This window comes from Mycobacterium sp. E2462, from assembly GCF_001672685.1.
GTDB lineage: Bacteria > Actinomycetota > Actinomycetes > Mycobacteriales > Mycobacteriaceae > Mycobacterium.
Map to the genome: position 1 here is coordinate 1 of NZ_LZKC01000344.1, position 3,200 is coordinate 3,200.

Consider the following 3,200-nt stretch of genomic DNA (forward strand, 5'->3'; position numbering starts at 1 on the left):
GTGGCCGGCGTCGAGGTGAGCGAGTAGGACCGCCACCGCCAGCGCCCGTTCATCAACAGGCCGATGCCGATGTACTGGCCGGGTTCGTAGTCGAAGTTGAAGCCCCAGCCCGGCTTGATGACCAGGGTCGCGGAATCCTCGGTCTCGCGGCGCACCTCGAGGATCCGGCCCCGCAGCTCGCGCGCCGACCACAGCGGGTTGGCCAGGTGCAGGTAGTCGTCGGGCAGCAGCGGCGTGGTGATGCGCGCGGCGATCTTGCGCAGCAGATGCCACCCGGGATTGCGCTCGGCGCCCGCGATGACGGGCCGCTTGGTGTCGGCGATGTGCGCGGCCATCGGTGTCGAATCCTTACCCACGGGGAAGCTCCTGCATACGGCGCGGCGGTGTGGCTTCCTGCTTGCAATCGGCGCGATCCCGCGCCGCCCGGCCTGCACCCTACGGTACCGTAACTTACGGTACCGTAGCCAGCGGTGCGTCAGAGCAGGTCAAGCAGAAACGGCAGCTCTTGGTTGGCGTACCAAGCCAAATCATGGTCTTGCGCGTCGCCCACGATCAACTCGGCGTCCTCATCGCCCAGGTCGGCGTCGTCGACGGCCTCGATCGCCCTGGCGACCGCCGCTTCGGCCGCCGCGTTGTCGACGTAGGCGGCGATCACGTCCTCGGCCCGGACCGGCCCGGCGAGCCGGACCACCGCGTCGTCCAGGTCGGGCCGGTAGGTGGCTCCCTCGACCTCGGCCGCCAGCACGGCCCGCCGCGGCGGCAGGGCGTCCGGCGCGGCGGCGGGATCGTCGTCGTGCGCCAGCAGCCGCAGCGACGCCAGCGCCGCCTCCCGCAACGCCACGTCGGCCAGTTCGTCGTCGTCGCCCTCGGCGTAGGCCTCGCGCAGCGCCGGCGTCAGCGCGAACGCCGTGCCGTTGACCGGCCACAGGGACCCGTCGGCGACGAGCTGCCGCAGCATGCGCAGCGTGGCGGGAATGTAGACGACGGTCACCGGGCCGCTCCCTCGATCAATGTGGCCGCATAGTCGTCGACGTAGGTCGACAGCTCGCGCGGGGGCCGGCGATAGGCGCCGCTGACCACGGGCCGCCGCGGCAGCGTCACCTCCGGCGTCTGCACCTCGTGGTAATCCACGGTCGACAGCAGGTGGGCCATCATGTTCAGCCGCGCATGCTTCTTGATGTCGGACTCGACGACGTACCAGGGGCTGGCCGGGGTGTCGGTGTGCACCATCATCTCGTCCTTGGCGCGGGAGTAATCCTCCCAGCGGTACACCGATTCGAGGTCCATGGTCGAGAGCTTCCAGCGGCGCACCGGGTCGTTGCGCCGGGCCTTGAACCGGCGCAGTTGCTCGCCCTCGGACACCGAGAACCAGTACTTGCGAAGCAGGATCCCGTCGTCGATCAGCATCTGCTCGAAGATGGGCGTCTGCCGCAGAAACAGCGCGTGCTCGTGGGGCGTACAGAATCCCATCACTTTTTCGATGCCGGCGCGGTTGTACCAGGACCGGTCGAACAGCACGATCTCGCCCTTGGCGGGCAAGTGCGCGATGTAGCGCTGGAAATACCATTGCCCGCGTTCCCGATCGGTGGGCACCGGCAGCGCCGCGACCTGCACCACCCGCGGGCTGAGGTATTCGGTGATCCGCTTGATGGCGCCGCCCTTGCCCGCGGCGTCGCGGCCCTCGAAGAGGACCACCAGCCGGGCCCCGCTGTGGCGCACCCATTCCTGAAGTTTGACGAATTCCGTTTGCAGCCGGAACAATTCGGCTTCGTAGACGGCGTCGGAGATCTTGGGCGCCGATTTCTTCTTGCTCGCCTTCGCGGTGGCGGTGCTCACGTCAACGAATGATAGAGCTCGGCGGCCGTTTCGACCCCGAGCCGCTAGCGGGACGCGTCGAGCAGTTCCTCCAGGGATTGCGCCAGCAGGCCGGGCAGCAGGTCCACGTCGCTCATGGCCTCGCGGTCGGCGTTGATCCCGAAGTAGAGCATGCCGTTGTAGGACGTCACGCTGATCGCCAGCGCCTGGTTGTGCAGCAGCGGCGGCACGGCGTAGGTCTCCAGCAGCTTGGTGCCCGCGACGTACATCTGCTTTTGGGCGCCCGGCGCGTTGGTGATCAGCAGGTTGAAGGTGCGCTTGGAGAAGCTGGGAAAGCTGGTGGCGACCCGGATTCCCATGGCGTGCAGCGTGGGCGGCGCGAAACCCGACAGCGTGACGATGGTCCGGGCGTCCACCAGCCGGGCTGCGGTGGGGTTCGACTCGGTGGCGTGCGCGATCTGTGACAGCCGCACCACGGCGTTGGGCTCGCCGACGGGCAGGTCGACCAGGAAGGGCATTACCTGGCTGATCGCCTGCCCGGGTCCGGTCGCGTCGAGCTGGCCGTCGGCGTACACCGACAGCGGCGCCATGGCGCGCACCGTCGCCGACGTCGCGACGGCGACCCCGCGCGACATCAGCCAATTGCCGAGGGCCCCGGCGATGACAGCGAGCACCACGTCGTTGACGTCGCAGTCGTACCGGGCGCGCACGGCGCGGTAGTCCTCCAGGCTGCCGCTGGCGACGGTGAACCGCCGGTGGCGGGACACGGTGGCGTTGAGCGGGCTGCTGGGAGCGGTGCCGCGGGCGATCGTCCGGGCGAAGTCCAGGACCCGGCGGCCCGCGTCGATCAGCTCGCCGTGGTTGGTCACCAGGGCGCCGACCGCCGATCCGACGGCCTGCAGCTGGGTGCCGGGGCCCACGAACCAGTCGCCGATCGCCCCCAGCATCAGCCGGGTGTTGCCGGGGTCGCGTTCGGGCACCCAGATGTCCTCGGGGAAGGTCGGCGGCCGCTTGGTCCGATCGGCGATGACGTGGTTGAGCTCCAGCGCCGTCATGCCGTTGATCAGGGCCTGGTGCGACTTGGTGTAGAGGGCGACGCGGTTCTTCGACAGACCCTCGACGACGTACATCTCCCACAGCGGCCGGGTCTTGTCGAGGGGCCGCGCCGCGAGGCGGGCGATCAGCTCATGCAGCTGCTCGTCGCTGCCCGGCGACGGCAGCGCCGACCGCCGCACGTGGTAGGTGATGTCGAAGTCGCTGTCGTCGAGCCACACGGGTCGCGCGGTGCCGCCCGGGACTTCTCGCACCTTTTGCCGGTACCGCGGTATTTGCGGGAGGCGCTGCTCGACCATCGCGAGCACCGTTTCGTAGCTCAGCCCGGCGCG

At 69.3% G+C, this 3,200-nt stretch carries 3 protein-coding genes and 1 pseudogene; all 4 read right to left on the reverse strand.

The window, feature by feature from the left end:
• Positions 1–335 (reverse strand): annotated as a pseudogene (locus A5714_RS18025) (ferredoxin reductase); the annotation flags it as partial.
• A 140-nt stretch (positions 336–475) separates the two neighbouring features.
• Positions 476–991, reverse strand: a complete 516-nt coding sequence (locus A5714_RS18030; protein WP_156747375.1) for a hypothetical protein — start codon at positions 989–991, stop codon at positions 476–478.
• Positions 988–1,836: a polyphosphate kinase 2 gene (gene ppk2 / locus A5714_RS18035; protein ID WP_068070323.1), complete on the reverse strand. Its 849-nt coding sequence runs from the start codon at positions 1,834–1,836 to the stop codon at positions 988–990. Before ppk2 ends, A5714_RS18030 begins: the two co-directional genes overlap by 4 nt.
• 44 nt (positions 1,837–1,880) lie before the next feature.
• On the reverse strand, positions 1,881–3,200 hold a 1,320-nt coding region (locus A5714_RS18040; RefSeq protein ID WP_068287398.1), incomplete at its 5' end, for a wax ester/triacylglycerol synthase family O-acyltransferase.